Origin of the sequence: Streptomyces sp. NBC_00569 (assembly GCF_036345255.1) — a bacterium.
Lineage (GTDB): Bacteria > Actinomycetota > Actinomycetes > Streptomycetales > Streptomycetaceae > Streptomyces.
The window spans coordinates 1,910,386-1,932,648 of record NZ_CP107783.1 but is presented as its reverse complement, the minus strand read 5'-3'; the positions used below and the strand labels follow the sequence as shown (position 1 = coordinate 1,932,648).

General features: G+C 67.0%; 15 protein-coding genes. 9 read left to right on the top strand and 6 right to left on the bottom strand.

Annotation, left to right across the window (positions count from 1 at the left end; genetic code table 11):
- The first annotated feature begins 73 nt into the window (after positions 1 to 73).
- From OHO83_RS08885 to OHO83_RS08875, 3 genes are all read left to right on the top strand, one after another.
- The gene (locus OHO83_RS08885; RefSeq protein ID WP_330279097.1) at positions 74 to 313 is read left to right on the top strand and encodes a hypothetical protein; all 240 of its coding nucleotides are present in this window, start codon (positions 74 to 76) and stop codon (positions 311 to 313) included.
- A 696-nt stretch (positions 314 to 1,009) separates the two neighbouring features.
- Entirely contained in the window at positions 1,010 to 2,113 is a 1,104-nt protein-coding gene (locus OHO83_RS08880) for a hypothetical protein (protein ID WP_330279096.1), read from the top strand.
- Positions 2,114 to 2,456: 343 nt separating this feature from the next.
- Positions 2,457 to 3,392, top strand: a complete 936-nt coding sequence (locus OHO83_RS08875; protein ID WP_330279095.1) for a replication-relaxation family protein — start codon at positions 2,457 to 2,459, stop codon at positions 3,390 to 3,392.
- Between the two features lie 815 nt (positions 3,393 to 4,207).
- On the opposite strand, the gene OHO83_RS08870 is transcribed toward OHO83_RS08875, so the two are convergent.
- Entirely contained in the window at positions 4,208 to 4,432 is a 225-nt protein-coding gene (locus tag OHO83_RS08870; protein ID WP_330279094.1) for a DUF397 domain-containing protein, read from the bottom strand.
- Positions 4,429 to 5,295, bottom strand: coding sequence for a helix-turn-helix domain-containing protein (locus tag OHO83_RS08865; RefSeq protein WP_330279093.1), 867 nt, complete (start codon positions 5,293 to 5,295; stop codon positions 4,429 to 4,431). Before OHO83_RS08865 ends, OHO83_RS08870 begins: the two co-directional genes overlap by 4 nt.
- Positions 5,296 to 6,456: 1,161 nt before the next feature.
- Here OHO83_RS08865 and OHO83_RS08860 point away from each other — a divergent pair.
- The 6 genes from OHO83_RS08860 to OHO83_RS08835 all read left to right on the top strand — a co-directional run bounded on the left by OHO83_RS08860 (position 6,457) and on the right by OHO83_RS08835 (position 12,560).
- Positions 6,457 to 6,816: an ATP-binding protein gene (locus OHO83_RS08860; RefSeq protein WP_330279092.1), complete on the top strand. Its 360-nt coding sequence runs from the start codon at positions 6,457 to 6,459 to the stop codon at positions 6,814 to 6,816.
- Positions 6,817 to 7,266: 450 nt separating this feature from the next.
- Positions 7,267 to 7,458: a DUF2399 domain-containing protein gene (locus OHO83_RS08855; protein ID WP_330279091.1), complete on the top strand. Its 192-nt coding sequence runs from the start codon at positions 7,267 to 7,269 to the stop codon at positions 7,456 to 7,458.
- Positions 7,459 to 7,589: 131 nt separating this feature from the next.
- Complete coding sequence (locus tag OHO83_RS08850; RefSeq protein WP_330279090.1) at positions 7,590 to 8,366, top strand: class I SAM-dependent methyltransferase; 777 nt, start codon at positions 7,590 to 7,592, stop codon at positions 8,364 to 8,366.
- Entirely contained in the window at positions 8,363 to 11,020 is a 2,658-nt protein-coding gene (locus OHO83_RS08845; RefSeq protein ID WP_330279089.1) for an SUMF1/EgtB/PvdO family nonheme iron enzyme, read from the top strand. The genes OHO83_RS08850 and OHO83_RS08845 overlap by 4 nt, the downstream gene beginning before the upstream one ends.
- Before the next feature lie 74 nt (positions 11,021 to 11,094).
- Positions 11,095 to 11,283, top strand: coding sequence for a hypothetical protein (locus OHO83_RS08840; protein ID WP_330279088.1), 189 nt, complete (start codon positions 11,095 to 11,097; stop codon positions 11,281 to 11,283).
- Complete coding sequence (locus tag OHO83_RS08835) at positions 11,280 to 12,560, top strand: hypothetical protein (protein WP_330279087.1); 1,281 nt, start codon at positions 11,280 to 11,282, stop codon at positions 12,558 to 12,560. The genes OHO83_RS08840 and OHO83_RS08835 overlap by 4 nt, the downstream gene beginning before the upstream one ends.
- A 293-nt stretch (positions 12,561 to 12,853) precedes the next feature.
- On the opposite strand, the gene OHO83_RS08830 is transcribed toward OHO83_RS08835, so the two are convergent.
- The 4 genes from OHO83_RS08830 to OHO83_RS08815 form a co-directional block, all read right to left on the bottom strand.
- Positions 12,854 to 17,986: an FtsK/SpoIIIE domain-containing protein gene (locus OHO83_RS08830; RefSeq protein WP_330279086.1), complete on the bottom strand. Its 5,133-nt coding sequence runs from the start codon at positions 17,984 to 17,986 to the stop codon at positions 12,854 to 12,856.
- A complete protein-coding gene (gene dptG, locus OHO83_RS08825) occupies positions 17,983 to 19,662 on the bottom strand; it encodes a DNA phosphorothioation-dependent restriction protein DptG (protein WP_330279085.1) in 1,680 nt (559 codons plus the stop codon). The genes OHO83_RS08830 and dptG overlap by 4 nt, the downstream gene beginning before the upstream one ends.
- Before the next feature lie 2 nt (positions 19,663 to 19,664).
- The gene (locus OHO83_RS08820; protein WP_330279084.1) at positions 19,665 to 21,335 is read right to left on the bottom strand and encodes a hypothetical protein; all 1,671 of its coding nucleotides are present in this window, start codon (positions 21,333 to 21,335) and stop codon (positions 19,665 to 19,667) included.
- 83 nt (positions 21,336 to 21,418) lie between these two features.
- Positions 21,419 to 22,261: a helix-turn-helix domain-containing protein gene (locus OHO83_RS08815; protein ID WP_330279083.1), complete on the bottom strand. Its 843-nt coding sequence runs from the start codon at positions 22,259 to 22,261 to the stop codon at positions 21,419 to 21,421.
- Between the last annotated feature and the right edge of the window lie 2 nt (positions 22,262 to 22,263).

Sequence of the window (22,263 nt, the reverse complement as noted above, 5' to 3'; positions counted from 1 at the left end):
CGTCACCGCACATCCAACCGCCACGACCACCAACCCGGCGAACATAGGCGGTCAGAGCACTAGGGATGACGCCATGACGACCGAGCACGACCAAGAGCAGCGGCATCTCGAGGCGGCGACGGCCTACGCGGTGAACGGGGACCGTGCGGCCGCAGGCGCCGAACTGGCCCACATCTACGACAAGGGCGCGAGCCACATGTACCGGGTGTGCGTCGCGCTGGAGGAGACAGCGGCGGCCCCGACTCCGACTGCGCACTGCCGCCGAGGGGCATTGCCCACCGAGTGCTGCGCAACCTTTGCCGGTCGACTCTGAGCGACCCGAGCGCCCTTGCGGCCACCGGGAAAACGCGTACCGAGCGGCCAGGGCGGTGGGGCAAAACGCGTACCAGGACCTGAGCGACCGGTTGCGTCCTGCTGACCATGGGTACGTCTGACCAGCCTGTCACCTGGGTGTTCCAAAGACCGGTACGCGTTTCAGTACGCGCTTCTCTGCCCCCGCAAAACGCGTACTGGTCGCCAGATGGCATCGGGCGCGGCAGTCGCTGCGGCGCCCTCGAAGCCGGGCGGCGCGAAATCGGGTCGCGACCGCCGGTACGCGTTGGAAAACCAAACGCGTACCGGCGCAGGGAGTGCGCAGTTACCGCGAAAGAGCACCCGCGGCGCTGCGCAACCTCCGCTGCGCAGCCGCAGCGCACCCTGACTGCGCACCCCGGGGTCCCCGCTGCGCAGCGGACGATCAGGTCGTGCTGCGCAACCATCCGCGACCCTTTGCGCAGGCGGAGACAGGCGAAGGTGCGCAACGGCTGCGCAGTGGTGTCCGGCAGCGCGCCAGCCGAGACGCGTACCGGTGTGCGTACCGGTCGGTTGTGACGGACTGTGATTCAGCCGTGATCGCGGGACCCCCCTCTCGGTACGCCTTTCGGTGCGCCCAGCCGGATCAACTCCGACAACGACCAATGCTCCGCAGCCCCGTCCGGGAATGCGGATTCCCGGACGGACGGAGCGAACAGTGAGCGAAAAACATGGGGGATTCGGAGGAACGATCCAGCGCGGCCCGATGGCCTGCGACGTGATTGGTGCGCAGTACACCACGGTCTTCAACCTGGCCGTGCGCGACCGGCGACTGTCCCGTCGCGCGCGGGGCCTCTTGGTGGAATTGCTCAGTCATCGCGACGGGTTCGGCGTCTCGCTCGCCATGCTTCTCAGGAACGGCCCGGAGGGTAAGGACGCGTTGACGGTCGCACTGCGCGAACTTGAGGCCCACGGCTACCTGCACCGCGAGCGGGAGCGCGATGCACGCGGGCGTCTTGGGGAGGCCCGCTACTACCTGACGGACATGCCAGCGGGGGTCGAGATCGTCGCGCAGGCACCGTGGACGACGCGACCGAGCGACACAGACGGGGGCGCCGGGGGAGGCGCGACCCTGGTCTCACGTTCTCGCAGGTCACACCCTAAGCCGGAAATTCCACACCTGGATGACGGCCTGCAAACCCCCAGTTCAGAACCTAAGTCGGGTTTTCCTGCGCAGGCTGAGCCTCCGCAGGAAAACCTGCCCCCTAAGAAGAACAACCTCAAGAAGACCAATGAGGAGAACACCAGCCCCTTCCTTCCCTCCGCGTCGAGACCACGCGAGAACAGAGGAGGGAAGAACGCGACGACAACTCGGCGGGGTGAGAAGGTGTTGTTGTCGATCGCCCGTCACCACCCAGAGCTGCACGCCGCGCTGGCGACCGGCACCACCCTCGCCGACCAGGCGCCGCTGGCCGGCCGCCTTTTGGAGGGCGGCGTGAGCCGCGAGCACATCCGCGAAGCCCTCGTGGGCCGCCCATATCCCGCGCCCGAGCAGCGAACCCATTCACTGGCCGCCCTCGTCGCAGCGCGCCTGCAGCAGCTCAAACTCCTTGCTGTGGCCGCCGACCGAGCCCGCGACAACTGGAAGCCGCCGCAGAAGCCAACTGGAGCACCGGCCCTGGGCGCAGCGACGGTGGACCTGATCGTGCCAAAACCTGAGTGCCCGGGCCAGGACGGCCTGTGCGGGCGTCCCGTGGACGCTCCAGGAGATCTGTGCACGCCATGCGCCCGCTTCGCTGCAAACGCGGGCCTAACCGCGTGATCAACAATGAGGCAGGAATCGAGGCTAGGGGAGGGCTCATGGTGGCGACGATCGGGCGGCCGCCGTGTGGGACGCAGCAGCAGGGTGGTGCATCGGCGCCGCGCTGCACCGGCTCGCCGTGCTGCCAGATTCCGTGGCGCACAACGTACCCCGACAGGCATCAACTGCCGACACCTTCGAGGCGACCAACCCATGTACAGCAGTGGCAGGGCCGCCCGCCCGGCCGGCCAGATCGACTTGAACCCGCCACCCCTGACACACGGATCGCCGATCAAATGGCCATGTCGGGGAGGCGTTGATGGCATCAAAAAATGCGCTGTGGCCCTACGGGTCGACGGCTCCGTTGCGCGAGGACATCCTGCGAGTGCTAGGGGTGTTGAAGGTGGCCACAGCGGAGCAGATCCAGGAACTCACGCGTCCACACCTGACCTACCGCCACCCGGCCCCGAGCAATCGGGGCAGCCGCACGGCCGCACACCGCAACGCCGCCCTGGACCTGGCGCGTCACGGCCTCGTGATCTCCGAGGGCCGCAGCCGAGCCGGCACCAAGCTGTACGGGCTGACTCCCAGCGGGCTGGAGGCGGCCGCCCTCGCGCTGGAGCGGCCGATAGCGGAGATGGGCTCCATCGCGCGGGGCGCTGCCTCCCACGGCGCCGCGCACGCTCTCGACGTCAACGCCACCGTGCTGGGACTGCTGCAGCCCCGACCCACGCAAAGTGCCTACGATCGCCTCAGCCCTGCCGATCAGGCCGTGGTGGACAGCCGGCCGCAAGGTCTTGGCAGTCTGGAGGCGATGAGCACCGAGGTCGGTCTGCCGGTCACCGGCACCGACGCGGAGCCGGGATACGGCTCGGTGCAGTCCGACTTGGTCGTCTGCGACCACGGGCACCAGTTGCCGCTGATGTTCGTGGAGGTCGACCGCTCCACGATGGTGCCCGAACGCGTCGTGGCGAAGATCCGCCGCTACCAGCAGTACGTCGAGCGCCGCGACAAGCAGGGGCGCCTGTGGTGGCGCGCTCGCTGGCACGTGCCCGAGGATCAGCAGCCAGTGGTCGCCTTCGTGCTGAGTGGACGCAGCGAATCCAGCGTCCTCAACCGGGCTGCGGTCGTGATGAACCTGGTCGACAGTCTCGATCCGTCGTTCCCGGTCGTCGGTACCACCCTGACTCGGCTGCATGAGCGTGGTCCGTGGGGCAAGACGTGGTGGAACGCAGCTCGCGGCGGCAGTCCTCAGTCCCTGGACCAGGCACTGGACCCGCCTGCATCGCTGGCCATGTGACGGCGGTCTGCAAGCCAGATGAACAACCCAACTGCCCGCGTTGGTCGTGCAGCTGGACGGAAGGCTAAGGGACCAGGCGGCCGACCAGAAACCGGTGATGGCCATGATCGAGCGGTTCACAAAGGAGTGGTAGTGCCCGGGCGAGGGAGGCCCAAGGCCTGTGACGACCCGCCCGGGCACCACATCCGCTGCACCTGCACTGTCGACAAACTAACCCTCAAAGCCACTGGCAAAGTCACCCGCAAAACGGGCCTCAAAGCCCCTAGTGCACCTCCCGTTACTCGAAACAGGGAAACGGCAGGTCAGATAGGCCGGTGCGGGCGTACCAGTCCTGCCGACAACCCCTCTCACGCACACTCCGGCCTGGCAACAGAAGTGGGGAAGGAAGAAGGAAGAGAAAGAGCAGACGGCAGGACCGGGCCGGCGCGTGCGTGCTCGGGGTTCGGAGCCGCGATTTGTCTTGTTGCGCGTCGGCCGGGGGCCTCGCGCTCGCGGCCCGATGAGACGGGCCGCGAGCGGGAAGAGGGCCAGAGGCGGGGTGCATCGCGCGCTGCCTGGACGGAGATCTAGGCGGGGCGACTGATGGTTGGGGAACACTCCGACGGGTGCCTCCAATACGCCGGCGGCTGCGGGATCATCCCTGCAGGTGCGGGGTGGTCCCCTCCAGGAACTCCGCGACCGTGGGGTCGAGTTCGTATTCCCCGCACCCGAAGGGATTTTCCCTGGGACGCGCTGCGGCCGTACCCGGTGTCGATATGCCCCCGCGCCCGCGGCGGACCCCAGAAGGCGGGGCCTCCCCAACGGCTCTCGAGCGGTCAGGCCTTGATGTCGAATTCGCCTTTGCCTGCACCGTCGAGGAAGCAATTCCACACATGCTCAGTGACGACGAACGGGGGGTTGTCCAGGTCCTCGTTGTCTCGGAGGGCGATCCGGCCGTCGCCGGTGAAGGCCACCTCGAGGCAACCGCCCTGTCCGGAGGATGCCGAGGCCTTGAACCAGTTGAGGCCCTGCAGGTAGTCGGGTTGAGAGTTGTTGTTCATTGCTTCTCCCTTGTGGCGTCCCTGAGTAGTGCGGCTGAATCGTCGGGATCAAGTGACCGCGCTCGTAGCAGATCGAAGGACGCCGAGAACCTTCTGAGGTCGACCCGCTTGTTGAGGTAGAGGTTTCCTGCCGGGCTGTCGACGTAGACGACTGGAGCAGCCTCTTCGAAGTCGAGGATGGAGAAGGCGCCGCCGAGGCCGGGGTGAGCCCCCTTGCTCATCGGCATGATCTGAAGCGTCACGTTCGGTAGATCCGCCATCTTGAGCAGATGACGAATCTGGCCCTGCATGACGGCCTCGCTGCCGACGGGCCTGCGGATCACCGTTTCGTCCAGGATCGCCCAGAAGTCCAGTGGAGGCTTGTCCTCTGTCGTGAGGAGTTCAGCTCGACGCATTCGCACGCTCACGAGATCGTCCACATCGATCGGCCGGTTATCCGGCCATGCCGACAAGATGGCGTGGGCATAGTCCGCGGTCTGCAATAGCCCATGGATCAGGCTGGATTCCCAAGCGCGCTCCGACAGGGCGTCAGTCTCAAAGGCGAGAAGCGCGCCTAGACCGCTCGGCAGCACGCCGCGGTACGTGTCCCACCAGGCCGAGGACTGCTCCGACTCGGAGGCTAGGTCGAGCATCGTCTGTACTTGCTGCTCGTCCTCGACGCCGAGCAGTGAGCAGAGTGACAGCACCTCGTTCTCCAGGAGACGCACGCGCCCCGTGCCAGTCTCCAGTCGGCTGATACGGGTTTCGCTGCACTTCAACCGCTCGGCAAGATCCGAAGCCTTCAGGCCGCGGGCCTTGCGCAGTCGCTTGATCTCCGCGCCAAGCGACCGGCGCTTTGCTGTCGCTGACTGGGGTGGAGCCATGCGTCGCCGCCCCTTTCGTCGCCGCTGAACTTGCGCACCTTCTTGCGCACAGTCTGCCCCACTACCCCTACGAGCTGCACCCATGAGCCATCTCCCATCGCTGAATATTCCTCACGCATGTGCAAACTTGCCGCGAACTTGCTGCGCACTTGCGCAGCAGGTGCGCATGGCGTCACTGTAGAGGCAGATGGATACGTCAGGTAGCGGTCCGGTCGCACTAAGTCGACCAGGCCGCGGGCGATCGGGAGTACTTCATGTCACCGTCCTCGCAGGTCAGGGGCCAGCAGCCCGACAAGCCAGATATCTCAGGCGACGTTCGCGCCCGCGAGCACGACGGCCTGGGCACGTCAGCTGAGGTTTGGGAACGGATTCGAGGCAACGCTTGTGCAAGCTGCGGGAGTACGAAGGACCTGCAGCCCGGTGGATTCGCCTACGTCAGGGCTCGCGGATTGCTCGGCTACGCGGTGCGGGTCTGCTCCAACTGCCCCCAATCTGTAGGGGGCGCGCAGTGATGGCCGCCTATGGCAGGGCTGAGAGCTGGACGCCCGGCGCCGAACCGGGGGAGGGGCTCCAACGGGCCTGGCTCTTGGGCCGCTGCGGCACCGTACGGATTACCGGCGCGGAAGTCTTACGCGTCAGTGGCACCGTGGCCGTCGCAGCTCTGGCTGTGCTTGAGGCGAGCGGAACACCGCTGGGACCGATCCTGGCCAACTGCGCCCGCTACGCGGCCGAGATTGTCGTCGCAGCGGGCACACGGGCTACCTGGCCTGCGCTGCCCGGCACAAATTGCGTTGAAGATGCCGAGATGTGGTGCCCTGCACCGGAATTCACGGCCGCCAGCCGTCGCCACACGGGCGGTCGAACGTGGATCTGCGCCCCCGCCCCCGAAAGGCCGGCCACTACCGACAGCGATGTGTTGTGCGAGGCCATCACCACCGCACTGGTCACGCTGGCGGCGCCTTGGCTCTCCCCCACGCGACCGACATGCTCGGGAGGGGCGCGCCTCACATGAAACCGACTCCTCCTGCGCGCTACGACGCCACCGCACCACGTGACCTCGAACCGGTCCAGCCGGTAGGCCTTCCCACAGCTCACCCTCAAGTCGGCCCTTGTCCTCCGCGCCGGCGCAGGGTGGCCTTGCCTGGAGCTTCGCGTTCCAGCGTGGCCCACGCCCGCGCGCACACGGTCGATGCTCTGCGCGAGTGGCAGATCGCCGACGACACCGTCGAGGTGCTCCGGCTCATCGTCAGTGAGCTCGTCACCAACGCCGTGGTCCATACAGCGAGTCGGACCATCGAGATCACTGTGTCCGTCACCGACACTGAGGCCAGCGTGACCGTCACTGACCAGGGACTGTGCGGAACGCCCGTCGCACGAAAGGCGCGTTCCGAGGAAGAACACGGACGAGGCCTGGCCCTCGTCGAGGCCCTGACCACCCGATGGGAGTCCACACCGCTCTCCGACGGGACCCGAGTTGAGGCCGCGGTCGCTCTGCCTGAGCAAACGGCAGGCGCGCTGTGACAGGGCGAGAGGCTCCTCACGTACCTGCCCTCCGCGCGCCGCGGGCGGACCGCCCCTTGGTCGTGGACCGGGCCCCGCCGCAGGGAACTCACGACCGGCACTCTCCTCAAGCGCCTGTTCCGGGCTCCTTCTGGTGCGTTGCTGCCGCTCATCTCTGCGACAGCCGCATGCTCTGGATGGGCGGACAGGCTTGCTGGACGCCTGAGCAGGCGCTGGCCTGGATCGGATGGCGAGCCGGACACGTTGCTGACCAGCTAGATGACCATCTGGCCCGCCCGGTGCGCGCATGGATTCAAGACCACGCCGAGCATCAACGGGCGATCGGACAGCTCGTTCGCGGGATTACCTACGCGTTCGTAGTCTGCGACGGCAGCGTCCAGTTCGTCCTGGCGGCCACGCCCGGCGCCTTCGACCCCAACGGTGACGGTGCGCCATAAGGCGCGCCCTGCAGTGGCGCCGCGGACTACGAGCACCTGGCCGCGCAGTCAAGCTGAGGGCATCCCCCAACTGGCGCTCGATGGCCAGCCGGTCAGCGCAGACTGGGACCCGGATCTCGCCCCTGCTATGAATGCCCTCGGCGTCGCGCTCCACGACGAAGCCACCGTCGACTTCCTGGTGGCCGACCTGTCACACCAGGCGTAGAGAGCCTCGCATCTGTTGTTTGTGACACAACCCCCGGCCGATTACGCACTGTTGCTGTATAGGTACCCGCGATAGCCTGCGGAGGGCCGTCACGGCGCCACCGGGGATACGGGCAGGACGCGAGGGGGATCGTGGAGCAGCGCGACATGCGAGGGCACTACGCGGGGCTGGCAGCCGAGTATGACGAGCACTGGGTCTACGACTCCGACTATGTGCCCTGGATGGCCAGCCAGATCGCGGAGGCATTGCAGCTGAGCCCCAACGACCGCATCGCCGACATCGGGTCAGGCACCGGACTGTTCGCCCGGGAAGTTGTCAGGCAGATCCGGCCACATCACCCCCTTCTGTGCGTCGACCCGTCAGAAGCGATGCTCAGCCGACTCGGCACACCGCCGTCTCCAGGTTTGACCCCGGTCGTCGCTTCGGCTGAAGACATCGCGGAGAAGCGCGTCGACTTGCCGTACGGACAGTTTGATGCGATGTGGCTGAAAGAGTCTGTGCACCATGTGACGGACCCTGGGCATACGCTCCAGGGCCTCGCCGACTCGCTGGCACCCGGAGGTCGGATACTGGTCGTGATGCTTCCGGCATCCATTCAGTACCCGCTGTTCGAAGCGGCCCTCGCACGCTTTGAGGAACTGCAGCCGGATCCGGCCGCCATCGAGGGACATCTGCGTGCTGCCGGGCTGGAAGCCTCGCTGACCCACGTCGAGCACGAGCTGCGCATCGATCGGGACAAATACCTCGGTATGGTCCGTGCCCGCTACATGTCCCTGCTCTCCACGTTCAGCGACAGTGAGATCGAGAAGGGCATCGAGGAGATACGAGTCGCTCATCCTGAGCCTGTCCTGGTGTTTCCCGACCGGTTCGCGTTCGTCCTCGGGCGGCGGCGAGAGGAGGGAGTGTGAGCACCGTGGTCGACGAGCGGCTGAGGCGGCTGCGGAGCGAACTCGACGACCACTCGCGGATCGCCGACCGATTAGGGCTCGATCTCGAACGGCCGCTGCGGTCCCTCAACGACGGTTACCCCGAGAATGCAGTCGCTCTGATCGGGAAATTGACGGAAAAGCTGCTCAAGCAGCTGTGGCGCCATCACGGCATTGAGGGCGACCCGTCGACGAAGGCCCTGAACGACCTTGTCAAGCGCTGCCGTCCACATATCCGGAGCAGCACGGTCGTGGACGCGTTGGAAGACATCCGGCGGCTGCGCAACCGATCCACACACGACGGGTACGACATCAGCGACGAGGACGGGCTGCTGGCGGTCCGCCGGCTCGTCGACGTACTGGTCTGGTTCACCGACACCGGAAGCGCGGCGCTTCTCGGTGGTGAGCCGGACATGGCGCTCGAGGTGGCACGCAGGTGCGAGTTTTTGGCCGGGCTGTACGTCACCCTCGGCTATCGCCAGGCCAAGCGGTTCGTCCTGAGCTCCGACACGGTGTACTTGCTGTTCTGCCGTGAGTCGGGGATGCGCCTGGAGTACGTGGAGCTGATGCTCTCCAAGGACGCGGACGATCTGGGTACCGTTCTTGCCTCCAGCGGGGGTGAGTTGCTGCGCACCCGGCTGCCCAAGCTCACCCGGTTCGTCATCTTGGACGATGTCGGCGGCGGCACGGCGACGGGGCCGCTCCATCAGATGCTGGGTGTGGATTTCCGGATCGTGCGTTACGACGGCTTTGTCGACACCATCGTCAATCTCGAAGCCCACCTTGCCGCTCTGGCCACCCCGGCCCCTGCCGAACCACGCATGGCCGTGACGGCGGCGGTCATGACCACCGACCCGTACACCGGCGGGTCGAAGGTGGTGCAGTCCGAAGATGCGGCTGAGCTGTTGACGCGCTTGGCATGCGGGAGTGCGAACGTTCTGGTCACCGGTCGTCCGGGCAGCGGGAAGAGCACCCTTCTGCGCTCTCTCGCCCTGAGCCCGGGCATCCGCCGCTTCCGTTTCTACTTCGACCTCGGTCTCAAACCGAAGGACGAGCCGTTCTCCGAGTACGCGGCGCGCCTGCTGGCGCCGGCCATGACAACCGACCGCTCTCGTGCCTACGACCTCTTTCTCTACCTGATCCGTTCCGGGGTCGCACTGTGCGTGCTCGACGCCGTCGACGAAGGGGTCGAGGAACCAAGCGCGGCCGGGTTCCTGCGGCTCTTCACCGACCTCGCCGCCGTGCTGTCCGCCGAGTCGGCGGTGATCATGAGTTCCCGCGTGTCTTTCCTTGCTGACTCGCCACAAGTGCGTCAGCTGCTGGACAGCGGCGCGGGGCGTTCCGAGCAATTGGTCGAGCAGATGTACGCGAACGGCGTCGACCCGGCGCGCGTTCCGCACTTCCATGTGGTGCGCCTGGCCGAGCCCGGCGCCACACCCCTGGAAAGGCACCTGGCCGCCGAACTCGCGCTGCCGTCAGGTCAGCCGCTCGCAGACGTCCTCGGCACGCACATCACGCGGGCCTTGGCCGAGCGCGGGCGGCCTGGTCTGGAAGAACGGTTACCCGCCGCGTTCGGACAGGCCTTCCTCACCGATCGAACGGTCTTCTCCCTCCTCGACGTGCACCGGCTACTGGGGGCCGACGCCTTCACGGACGGGAGTTTCGGTCTCGACACGTGTGTCCTCTCCCCGCTACTGCGGCCCGCCGGTCCGGATCACGTCGCCTTCGTACACACGGCGTACCAGGAGCTGCTGGCGGCCCGGTACCTTACCGAGGCAGTTCACCGTGACACTGCAGCAGACATTCCCGGCGGCGCCTTCCTCACCGAGCAAGTGCGTGCCTTCCTTGCCCAGATGTCCGGCAGTCCTAAGACGGACGACTGCGTGCTACGCGCAGGGACGTACCTGGTCGGCCCGGCCGAACGGCTGCTGATGCGGCGGGTCCCGCGCCCTGTACGTTTCGACCGCCATGCCGTGACTGTCGCACGCTATCGCCGCTTCCTCGACGCCCTTGGCGCGGACGGTACTTCACGGTGGGACCACCCCGACCAGCCCGCCCACGTCACACACCACCCCTGGACCGACCGGCTGCGACGGCCCGACTACTACGAGAACCCGCACTACGACGCCCACCCGGCGATCTGCGTCAGCTGGTGGAGCGCCCACGCTTTCGCCTCGTTCGAGGGTAAACGTCTGCCGACGGTCATCGAATGGGAGGCTGCCGCACGCGGCACGGACGGGCGGCTGTTCCCCTGGGGGGACATGCCCGACGAACGCCACGTCAACTGCGCCGACTCATGGGTCGGCCGACCTGTCGTGACGTACCAGGCGTGGTACCGGGACTTCGCCGGCGACGCACTGCGCCATGCCGGGGTGACGCCCGACGGCGAACGCACCGGCAACCACTCGCCGTTCGGCGTACGCGACATGGTGGGCAACTGCTGGGAATGGACCTCTACCAGCCTCGCCGACACCAGTGAGGCTGTCATCTGCGGCGGCAGCTACGACAACCCCATGCGGGCGGTGCAGACCAGCACCAAGGGCATCTACCGCAAGCGGGGTGGAAGCAACGCTGTCGGCTTCCGTTGTGTGCAGGACATGACCGACAGCTCCGAAGCAGAGGAGACGACCGCATGACGGGCGGCGGAGCGCGCCACGGAACTATCGTCGACAGGCGCCCCAGCGGGGGAGGACTCGGCGGGTCCGCCGGGTTGTACATCGTCCGGGACGACGAGGACGAGCGGTACTACGGCTTCGACTACCGGCAGATTGTGACCGAGGGATTCCGGACCGTCCGCACCGGCGAACGCGTCCGCTTCCATGTCCACGCCGAGAGCCCCGACCGGGCGGAGTTCGTCATCCGCCTCGACCAGCCCGACCCAGCCGAGTACTACCGGTGACCGGCAGTGTTGTGCAGCTGGACGATGTCACCGGGGCGCGCCAGGAACTGACGGTTGTCCTGCCCGTACGGCTGCTGCGTGTTCCCGCCTGGCCCGAGGGCCCCTTTCCGTTTGAGCTGGGCAGCCGCCGCACCGACGCCGAGACCCGATCCACCTACTTCGCTCCGGCCTCCGCGCGCGCCCTCTACGGGACTCCCGGGCGGCCCTGCCGCTGGTACCTCCCGCTGGACATCAAGCATGACGGGCTGCATCTACTCGGCATGGAACTCCTGCGCGCATCCACGGTCCGCCGTCCCGAACACGCCCTCGCCGTCTTGCACTTCACGGTGGAAAGACCCCTACTGCCCGTACTGCGGGCCCTGGCCGGACGGCAGCCGAACTCCGCCGATGAACCATTAGTCGGGCCGTTCGACCCGGCCGGACTTCTCGCGGGCATCGCCGACGTACGGAGCCTCAGCGCACCGTTCGCCATCGCCCGGCCCTATTCCATTGCCTTCATGGCTCCAACAGCACAGGACGCCCCCGCTCTCCGAAGTGGCCTCGAAGGGGAGCTCCCTGCAACCGCGGACCGATGGCTGTGGCGATTGGCGTCACGCTCCACGCCGGAAGACTTCCCCCTCCCGCCGGAAACCGCGGCCGAACAGCTCAAGGACGTTGTGCGGATTTCGGCGGACTGGAGCGCCCTCGTCCTGCGGCAGGGAGCTGCCTTCCTTGGCCATCGTGCCGACACCGGCAGTGGCGATTTCTTCGAGTTCGGCGCACTGCACTCTCGTACCGTCTATCTCGACGCGCTGCTCCTCGGCGCGCTGCAGCGAGATCACGTCGACGAGCTCACCGACGAACTCTCCGAAGTGTTCACCTCCTCACGACTGGCACGCCGCGTCGCCACCTTGGAGAGAAACATCGCCGTCTTCCGCAGCACCTACTGGCGGCAGCACCTCACTGCTCACGGCGCGGCAAACGATCTGCTTCTCGCCTTCCAGAACCAGCACCGACTGCCTGCCCGCTTCCACGAGATCCTCGCCGAAGCCGCCGACTACAGCAGGCTCGTGCAGACACAGGAGAGTCAGCAGATCAGCGGGGCTCTCGGGGTCCTCACCGTTCTCGGCCTGCCGCTCGGCACCGCGCTCGGCATCCTTCAGGTCGTTGACGACCACTCCTTGGCACACCTGCTCGTCGGAGTCGGTCTGTCTGTCGCCGCCACTGCGGCAGTCCTGACCACCCGGTACGGGCGACTGGTCATGTCTTCCCTGCGCGGCAGCGACGGAAAAGCCTGACGCACATGGCTACTGTCCTCCTTCGGCTGCAGCTCAGCCCGACCCGCAAGGGGGTAAGGCAGAACTCATCGACGATGTCTTGCACTTCAGCGGGGCCTGGGCATGCGCGGAGTGGCCATAGCCGAGCGGCCTTATCCAGGCCGGCGCGTCCTCCTGTACGTGCGGCGTGGCCTCGGGCCGTTGACTTCTCTGCCTCTCTGCAGGGGCTCCTCCGGCGGCTGCTCCCGGACAGGGCCGGCAGGCCGGGCCCAGGACGTCTGCGGCTGCAGGTGTCCTGGGCCCAGGAAGCCGTGTCAGTGCGCCTGGTCCCGCCACTGGGCGGTTGCGGCCCGCACATCGTCCAGGGTGGTGTAGTACGCCTGCAGCCGCTCGGTGACGCCGCCGTGGTCGAACAGGAGGTCCCCCCGGTCGCGCAGCGCCTCTGCTCCGCCGCGCCCGAGGATGGTCGTGCTGTCCACGGCGGACTGCACCTTCATGGCGACGCGCGCAGTCAGGTTGGCTTTGATGTCCCCGGTGATGACCTGGACGCTGGGACGCTGCGTCGCCAGTACGAGGTAGATGCCGAATGCCCGTGTCAGCTGCCCGTACCGCTGAATGAGAGTCATGAAGGTCTGGCGTTCGCGCCTGCCGAGGCTGGCAGCGAGGTCCGCGAACTCGTCTACGAGCACCACCATCTGAGGCAGGTCTTCCAGCGAGTTGCCCATTTCATAGAACTCTAGGGCGCTGGTCGCTCCCGCCTCTTTCAGTGTGGTGCGACGCCAGGCGATCTCGTCCTCAAGTGTCTGGGCCAGAACGGTGATTGCTTCGGCCGGGTCGGTCACGATGCGATGGTCGACTAGATGCGGGAGGTCATCGAAGGGCATGAAGTCGACCTGTTTCGGGTCCACGATCAGGACCCTGAGCTGCTGCGGGCTCCGTTCGCGGGAGAGGCAGCACAGAAGTCCCCGCAGCAGGACGCTTTTGCCGGAGCCGGTCGCCCCGGCAACCAGCAGGTGAGGCAGACGGGCGAGGTCAGCCACACGGACCTCGCCGCTGGGAGCTACGCCGAGAAGGAAAGGCAGTGCTCCGGGTTCGCGGACCGCCTGCAGTTCGTGAAGCGCACCGGCCAGAGGGACCACGACGCGTTCACGGCGGGGGACATCGACGGTGAGGTAGTAGGGCTCCTGGTCGATCAGCACGCCTTCCGCGACCCCGATTTCCCTTCCTAGGTCCAGGGCTTTGCTGCGCACTCCTGCGATGGTCTGTTTGCCGAGGAGGCGGGTCCGGTACCGGATAACGGATGGGCCGATCTGGGCGGCGCCAGTGGAGAACGGCGCCAGGTTCAGCTCGTACTTGGCTGCGGCGTCGTCGAGTTCGGCGGCCTTGGTCTCGACCTCGCGGGCCAGGCCTATTGAGAGCGGGCTGGCGGCAGGCGGCATGCTGTCTGGATTGTCAGCAGCGGAGCCGTCCGTTTCGGGGCTTTCGCTGCCTTGGGGGGCAGGTCCCGGGGGCGGCTCGCTGCTGTGGGGCGTGCCGACTTCTGGCGGGGTGGTGTCGTCGGGCTGAGGAGGGAAACTGATGCGGTTCCACTGCTGGGAGCGGCGCAGCGGTGTGCCCTGTGCGAGCTGCTGCAGTGCGGGCGCGCCGAGCCGGACGTAACCCATCGGGGAGTGGGTGCCGCCGGGCAGGCTCTGACGGTGGGGCATTTCCGGGTTGTCCAGTTCCAGGCTGATTACGTCCCCGTGCAGCCACTTGTCTGCGCTGGTGAACGACAGGGCCAGGCCGAAGTGGCCGGATGCCACAGCTTCGGCGATCTTCTCGACCGCTGTGGGTGCCAGTCCGGGCAGGCCGAAACTTGCGTTGCGTGCAGCGCCGGTGCGGATGAACTCCGCCAGGTCCCGCAGCCGGAAGGGCCGGGCAGCACTGGGGTGGTTGTAGACCTGCTGGAGCCAGGTGCGGGTTGCCTCGATCTCGCCGCGTGCTATGGCCAGGTCGGGGCGCCCCGCGGTGGCGAACTTGACTTCGATCAGGCGCCCGCGCAGGTCGATCCGACCGTCGCCGGTTTCATGCACGCGCAGGTAGAGCAGGTCGTCGCACAGACGGACGGAGGGCCGTTTCACTCCGCTGGCTTTGAGGAGCCGGAACAGTTCTTCGAGGGACAGCAGCACACCGCCGAGATCGCCGGGGCTGTCGACAGGAGCGAATGCGCTGTCCAGATCTTTGAGGGCGGCGATAGCAGCCAGTACGCCAACCCGCTCGCGCACTTTGTTGAGGGGCAGGGAAAGCAGGTCCATGTTCCAGCGGCCGCTGACCGCGTTCCCGAGGTCGATCAACCCGGCCAGAGCTGTGTCTTCGAGCTGTGCTGCTGGCGCGAACGCACGGGTGAGCGCTGTGCGGTAGGGCTCCACCCGTTCGGTCACGGTGATGCTGTTCAGCCCGGCCTGCCAGTAACTGCTGCGGTCGTCGAAGTCGACGATGCTCGGTGCATGGCCCGGCTGCGGTGTGAAGGCTTCCGGTCCAAGAAGCCGGTCGGCGTGCGTGGTCCACACGCTGGCCGAATAGATGCCGGCCATGGCGTCCGGCTCGATGACGGTGGTGGTTACCTGAGTGATGCCTGGTGCCAACTGCCCGTGCGGCTGCCCGCCGACGAGTTCGAGGCAGCGGGTGAGCAGCGGGCCGAGCGGTCCGCTGTCGGGACCGATGAACAGCCCAGAGGCGAATGCCATCTCGTTGGCGCCCCGGCGGGCAGTGCGGCCCGGCGCGGCGGCGAGCCCGCTGATCCAGGCTGTGGACGCGCGCTCGGTCAGTTTCGCGGAACGCGGCTCACGCTGGGCCGGTGAGCGGAAGACGAAGGACAGGTGCGCAAATTCAGGCTCCTGTTCTCTGGGCACGCATCTCATGCTGGTACGGCTGCGCACGAGTTTGTCGACGTCGGCATCGTTGTCCGGCGCAACGAGCTTCGCGAGCTTCTCCGGTACCCGCCCGTCACCCGTGTATACGGTGATGTCCAGGCCGGGCCGGTACTGGTCGGCACCGGGCATGCGCTCCGCGGCATAGAACGTGCGCAGGGCCTGTGCCGCGCTGCCGCCGTCGCCGGGTTCATGGAGCGCGACGGCAAGGCGCTGGCGGGGGTCCTTGTAGTGGCCGAAGACGGAAAGGAACTTCTCCAGCTGGCGTGTGATGGTGCGCGGGTCCCCGCCGCCCAGGGCCAGAGAGGAGCCAAGTGGCCGGTAGCGGCGCCACAGACGCGGTGAGCGCGGATCGGTTTCCCACCAGCCCTGCGCATGGTGCAGCAGCGGCAGAAGGAAGGCGGGTGTCAGGGCGTCCAGGTCGCGGGAAGGGAGCTGTGCACCCTCCCGCGCCCATCGCTCTGCGGTGTCGGCCAGTTCAAGTGCCCAGGCGACGGTGACCGGATTAGTGGGAGCGAACCAGCACTGCTGAGTGGATTCGTCGGTCACCAGATCACACAGGAGCAGGCGGTTGTACTCCGGCTGGTAGCGCTCCGTTATGGCTACAGACAACAGGAGTTCCTGGTAGGCATCGACGTAGGAGCGGGCCTCGTCCCTGCCTGTGCCACAGAGCAGCGCGTGGACGGATCCCTGCTCGGTGAGGCTGGCGAAGAATTCGGCACGGGCATGTTCGAACGCCTGCACCAGGGTGGCGTCGAGCGAACTGAGACTGAGGGCTTCCAGGACGCGGTCGGGAACCAGCTTGGGGGTACGGCCTTCACGGGAGACTGCGGAGGCCAGAATTCCGGGCTGCTGCAGCACCGCCTGCTCAAGGGCCAGCCCGTTGAGGTCACGGTGCAGGGACTGGCTTTCCAGCTCCTGGAACAGACCCCCTTTCTCTCGGCTGAAGTTGGGGGAGCCGCCCCCCGTGAAACGCAGGCTTCCCGTCTCGATGCCCAGGTTGCTGCGCGCCCGGGCGGCAGCGAAGGCCAGCAGCGCATGAGCTGCTGTGGGAGCCCTGCCCTGCAGAGGGCCTTCCCCGGGGTCCGCTTCCTCTTCATCGCCGTCGCCGGTTTCCCCGGTGAGTTCTGGGCCCTCAGGCTGTTCTGACGGGTCCTCTGCCTCAGGAGCGATGTCGGAAAGCAGGGGGATGGGCTGCACGGTTCCCGCATACTCAGCCGTTACCTGGGTGCGCACACCGGGATCACTCTCGGAGAGGTCGGTTTCCGGGCGGGCGTTGCCCAGGACAACGCCGTCCGGGCCGACTGCTGCGATGCCAGGCGGGTCGGTGGCGACGAATGCCCCGCTGAGCCGGTCGATCACCAGGCCCTGCTCGACCGGGAACCAGGTGCCCTCGCCCCGGAAGACAGCGAGGTCCAGCAACTGCCCGCGGCCCAGCTGCAGTTGACCGAAATGCCAGCCAGTACTGCCCGCCCCGGGGACATGCAGACGCACGACGAGTTCCGCCTCGTCCACGGAGGCCGGCTCCATCTCACCGCCGCCCCACCGGACACCTGCCGATGCTGCCGTGCCTTTCGGGTTGCCGGTGAAGCTGACGGCCACGGAGACATCGTCCAGGCCAAGCCATGCGGCTACCGAGCTCCCGCGCGGGAGAAAAGACCGCACTCCGTGCAGTCGTGCCGGGGCTACGAGAGCGGCTTTCGACTTGTCGGGCCGGGAGGGAAGGTCGCCGAGTGTGAAGCCGTTCCAGTCCAGCCCGCTCACGCCGCGGGCGGCGAGCACCTTCTCCACTCCGGGCGTCCGTTCGCCGGCGTAGCGCACGAGCTCGGCTGCGAGGTCCCGGTCGGGGCGGGACCATGTCTGCAGCCAGTGGCGCCACTCGCGGGACTGCTGCAGCCGGGAGGCAGTGGGTGCCTCGTCCGCCAGATACGGTCCCAGGCCGGCGAGCGCAGAGCCGGCTTCCTCGGTGCTGTGCCAGGGGGCTTGGGTGAAGGCGGCGAACCTGTCAAGCAGGGCCCCCTCGCGCAGTGCTTCGGGGATGACGGCCAGGTCATTTGCAACAGTTGCCACAAGTGGTGCTGCCGGGCCTGACGCCCCCTGCGCGATCTGTTGGACCAACTGCCGCCACTGCAGCTGGGGAAGTCCGGCTGCGTCTTGCGCGGCGGTCAGGACCGTCTCAAAGGGGTTCTCATCGAGCACTAGCAGGACATGGGGTGTCCCCGGAGCAGCATGTTCAGTGAAGTCGGTGCGCAGGGTACCGGCATAGCCACGAAGGCCCCGGTTCCCGCCGGAACGCCCGTCATCGACGAGGTAGGGAATGAGCAGCGCGTTGCTTGCAGGAAGGGCTGCGAGTGTGCGGCCTGCACCGACCGTCACGTGCTGGCTCAGGCCGGCTTCGAGGGCGGCGAACACGGCCGTCGGCGTCACGGCGTAGTGGCTGCGCAGGTATAGGCGGCGGTGAGCAGTGCTATCCGCGGCTGCGGCGGTCAGCGCGGAGGCGATCGCGGCGGCGGCGGTGGCGTCCTGGGGGCCGGTCACAGGGCTTCCTCGTTACTTGCGTCGGAGTGGTGGACGTATGCGCTTTCGCCTGCGTCGGAGTAGCGCCGGAGCATCCCCAGACGGGACAGCGCCGACTGCAGAAGCTGCTCCTCCGCCTGGTTCTGCGGTGCGAGACCGTACCGGCGCAGCCCTTCGAGGAAGCGTCCATAGGACAGCAGTTCGCTTCCGCAAACCAGGCGCACGAGCAGGTGAAGCATGTCCTCGTCTACTTCGAAGAACGTGGCGGCATTGCCATTGCTGGCGATGAGGCGGCCGGTACGCACCTCCTTGGCCAGCTGGTGCACGATGTCGCGCCCTTCGTGACGCATGGTGGTCCTGCGGGACTCCAGCAGCGCCAGCCTCAGCGCGTGCAGCCCGGGAAGCCCGGTCTGTACCTGAGCGCCCATGGTGCTCTTCTGTCGCGTCTGATACCGCTTGCAGACGGCCAGGAGCCGCACGACAGCATCGAAGCGCAGGCGCAGTCGGGAGTCCGCGGCCAGGGACGCGTACAGGCCCTCCAGATCAGCGGGTGCCAGGACCGGTCCGCCGGCTGCCTCAAGCGCCCGCCGCGCGAAGTTGGCCGTGCTGATCGTTACAGGCAGAGGCAGCAGGTAATTGCTGGTGAGATCGCGATAGCTGGTCACACAGGGATCAGTGAGCCTGACAGATCTGAATGACCCCGAGCCGACACGGAAACGCATTTTTGCAGAGAGATCGCATGCTCCAGGTGATCCGCAGCACTGGACAGCGCAGGAGGCACCGGCGGGATCAGCGTCCTTGCCGCCGTCAAAGAGCGCAACGCAGCGGTCCAGCCGCAGACTCAGGACAAGACCGGCCCGGTAGAGGCGGGTGGTCAGGTGCAGTGCCAGCAGCAGCGTCAGCTGGTGAATGAGGTCGCGCCGGGGCAAGTCGAGAGTCAGTACTTGCTTGAGGTCACGGCGGAACTCGTCAAGCGAGGGCGTGCAGAACGGACCACCGGCTTCTTCAAGACGATTGAGGACCTCGCGGGAACTGCTGAGCAGGGTCTCCGCGTCAAGACTGGAAACCCGCGGGGCGATTACCGAAGCGATCTCCAGGACCTTCCTGTCCAGCCGGGTCAGGTCCCTCTCGTCACTGAATATTCCCAGCACCTCGTCCAGCAGTTCCCGGTCGACTTCTCCGGTGGCCCCGCTCAGCAGAAATGGCAGGAGGGTGCCGCGGAACATCTTGTAGCGGAAAGCTGTCTTGCCGCCAACCGCCTTCTCCTGCCGGAAGGACAGCGGCAGTTGTGCATGGAGCGGGAGCAGATAGAACTTGGAGTTCTTCGTCCCGCCTCCGGTAGCAGTGGTCCAGAACTTTGACCGCATAGCGGCCGCGAGAGCATGCCGCTGCTGGGGGGAATCCCCGGGCAGATCGCTCTCGAGAGCGTTACGCAGGACACTGTCCAGAGGCTGCACCCCGCCAGACGGTCCCGCGTCCTTTACGATGCCGAACAACAGAGTGGGGCGGGCCTCACCGTGCGGAGTGTTTGGCCACACGGCCGGGGCCTCGTGCAGCATCCACCCTTTGGGGTCCTGGGGTACGGCCATGCCCGGAGCACCGCGCACGCAGATCCGGTCCCCGTCCAGCGAAACGCCCTCAGCTGCACCGGGCAGCTGGTCCGCCAGCGCCTTGAGGTCCCTGGGATCACTGGTCATTCTCAGGCCACCTTCTCAATCTTCAACTGCTCCTGGCCGCGGCGATGGCGGGGCGTCACGACGAAAGCTGTGCCGCGGGCATCGTCAGTGACGAGCAGCGGCAGATCGGTGTTATCAGCCTGCTGCCTGCCCAGCCGTTCGGCGGCATAGCGCAGCGCATGAAATCTCTCGATGTCCACGGTCGCGGGAAGGGCGCCCTCGGCTGCCATCTGCAGGAGCCGGTAGAGAGGAAGGTCCAGATCGATCACTGACTTGCCGATCTTCAGACGGGCTGTCAGCGGGCGCAGCCCGACCACACGGGACCCTTGCCGATTGAAGTGCTGAGCGCGCTGCGGCAGGACTTCCACGTGCTCATCGACATCGACCTGTACCAGGACACGGGCATCGCGGCTCTCTCCCAGGCTTTCCGTCGGGAGATAGCTCCTGCGCTCCGCCGTCTGTCCGAAAGCCTGCACCAGCCCGTCGGACACCACCTGGATCACCTGCTCCCGAGCATCATCCTGCATAGACACCGCCTCCTTGAACTCCTCGGGCACCACTGGCCCGAGGGGCAGCCGTCCCATGAGCCAGTGGGCGCGCACAAGGCCACGGGCACCCTCGCCAGCTGAGCTTGCCGCCAGAGCAGACGCCGCGGTCGTAACGGCTTGCCGCGCCTCGCCGTCCGCGGAGCCCAGAAGGTCCTCCAGCATCCTTGCGTCCTCCGCGGGCAGGATGCCGGCCGAAGCAATGACCGTGTGGGTTTCGCTGCTCGCTCGGAACGACGGATCAAGTGCCTGGATCTCCCTGGCCAGAGCGCCCTGCGCCCAGCCGAACACTCCGTTAGGGAGCAGCGCCTGCCAGACAGCGGCTCCGTCCTTCTCACCTGCAAGGCCGGCCACAGAATTGCAGGGATCCCCTTCAGCGCTGATTCCGCCGAGGGCGAGTTCACTGACGCCGTCCCACAGTTGCCGGGGAGCGACGTCACGCCCCCGCCGCATGGCGATCTGTTCGACAGCCTCGTCCAGTGCCGCGCCAATCTGAGGGTCAGCAAGCAGCTCGGCATTGGTCCGCGGTGCACACCATGCCTTGACCGCGCACGTCCCGCAGCGAGCCGCGCCCGCCAGCACCCCTCCGGGCAGATCAGGGTGGAAGCCAGCCAGCATCCGCCGCAACAGCCGCCCCTCGCCGCCGGAAGTCGGACGCTGGTCAAGGTCGACGACCAGCACAGCGGCGCCAAGCTCTTCCCTGCGGGCCTCCGTGAGACTCCGCTTGCCGGGAACACCGAGAACGTGAAGGGCATAGGCGATCACGTCCGCCAGGGCGGGCTGCCCCCGCTCGGTGAACTCACGGTGCAGCTCCAGCAGCAGACCGGTATTAGCCGCGATGACTGTGAGATCCCCGGCAGGCGGAACGCCGTTGCTGAATCCGGCGAGAACTCCGGCCAGTCGCTCGGTCTGCCGCTCGCTCGGGCTGTCCGCATGCGTCGCATCCTCCACGACACGGCTGATAGTCCCCTGCGGCAGCCTGCTCTGCAATTGGCGGATCAGCGCGCTCTTGCCGCCGCCCGCACTGCCCGTCAGCAACACGAGCCGGAGCCCGGTGTTCTCGGATACATGGGCGACGAGTGCCTCGTCGAGGTCAGTTGACACATACATGGCCTGTTGGCGCGGTGAGATCCGGTCAGTGGCGACCACGCTCTCCTCTCCCGAGGAGCGCAGTGCCACCAGGGCCTCCAAAGGACTTGGCAGCGAGCTGTCGAAGGGGGCTGGGGCTGTACTCACATGTTCTCCTCGTCGTCCGGGATTAGCTGCAGGTGCAGGCCGTTGAAGTCAGCCAGCCTGTACGCGGCCAGCCATCCAGGGATCAGTAATGAGTCAGACACCGCTGCCACGAGCCCGCCGGTGTCCGGGTCCCACGGATCTATCCCGGACCTGAACGCAGCACGCACCGCCTGAGTGAGGGGGCCCGGCGGAGTCAGAAGGATGCCGGCCAGCTCGCTCGCTTCAACCTCAGCGTCAGTGCCGTATGGCCAGTGGCATGTGGTCTGCAACAGGATGTGGGCCGACCCGTGAGCGATGAGGAAACGCCGGCCGGCCACGCTTCCCTCCCGGCTGCCCGGACCGGAGGCGGGAGCCGGCGCCGGGTCAAGTCCCGCCTGCCTCCGGACAGCGCCCCACAGACGGCCCACATCCACCCCCGGTTCCTCACCGGTGAGCGCAGGAGCAACGGCAGACAGCGCGACCTGGGTCATGTGCAGCCGCGACAGAGCCTTGCGGGCAGCTGGAATATCAGCGAACGCGAGGCCAAGGCGCGCATCACCAGTCAGCTCCCGGACTTCCGGCAGCGGAAATCCTCCAGCCGCATACAGCGCGTCCCCGCAGGAGAGTGCTGCACTCAGGCGCTCAAGGCTCTGAGTACTGAGCCTGTGCGCGTAACGCCCGCTCTCCAGCCGTGACAGCACGCTCCGGTCGATCCGCGCGGCTTCCGCCAGCTGCGCGCGTGTCAAGCCGGCTGCTGTGCGAATCGCCACCAGGGCGCGTGCGAAAGTCTCAGCGGGCGACTCGGCCCGCTCATCACCAGCCATGGACAAACCGTGCCAGGCTCCCTGCGAGATCTCCATCT